Annotated in this window: 1 protein-coding gene; it reads left to right on the forward strand. The window is 69.3% G+C overall.

All coding sequences use genetic code 11. The features are described 5' to 3' along the window. Nucleotides 1-610 (forward strand): SigB/SigF/SigG family RNA polymerase sigma factor (locus K7472_RS32250; RefSeq protein WP_222982819.1); only part of this gene is annotated, 610 nt, incomplete at both ends.

Here is a 610-nt window from a genome sequence, read left to right on the forward strand (position 1 = left end):
GCCGCCAAGCGGTTCTCCCACCGGGCCGAGCAGATGGAGGACATGCTCCAGGTCGGAACGATCGGCCTGATCAAGGCCGTTGACCGCTTCGACCCGGACTACGGGGTGGAGTTCGTCACCTTCGCGATGCCCACCATCGTCGGCGAGATCAAGCGCTTCTTCCGGGACACCAGTTGGGCCGTGCGCGTCCCGCGGCGTCTGCAGGAACTCCGTATCGACCTGGCGAAGGCCACCGACGCCCTCGCGATCGAACTCGACCGCGCCCCTACCGTCGCCGAACTCGCCGCGCGGCTCGGCATCGAGGAGGAAGAGGTCCTTGAGGCCCAGGTGGCCGCGAACGCCTACACCGCCTCCTCGCTCGACGCCCCGGCCACCGACGGCGACAACGACGACGAGGGAACGTCCTGGGCGCACCGCACGGGCGACGAGGACCCGGCGCTGGAAGGTGTCGAGAACCTCACCGCGCTCAAGCCCCTGATCGCCGCCCTGCCCGAACGCGACCGGGCGATCCTTTCGATGCGCTTCGGCGCCGACATGACGCAGGCCGCCATCGGCGCGGAACTCGGCATCTCCCAGATGCACGTCTCCCGCCTGCTCACCCGCACCCTCA

This window comes from Streptantibioticus parmotrematis, assembly GCF_019890615.1.
Lineage (GTDB): Bacteria > Actinomycetota > Actinomycetes > Streptomycetales > Streptomycetaceae > Streptantibioticus_D > Streptantibioticus_D parmotrematis.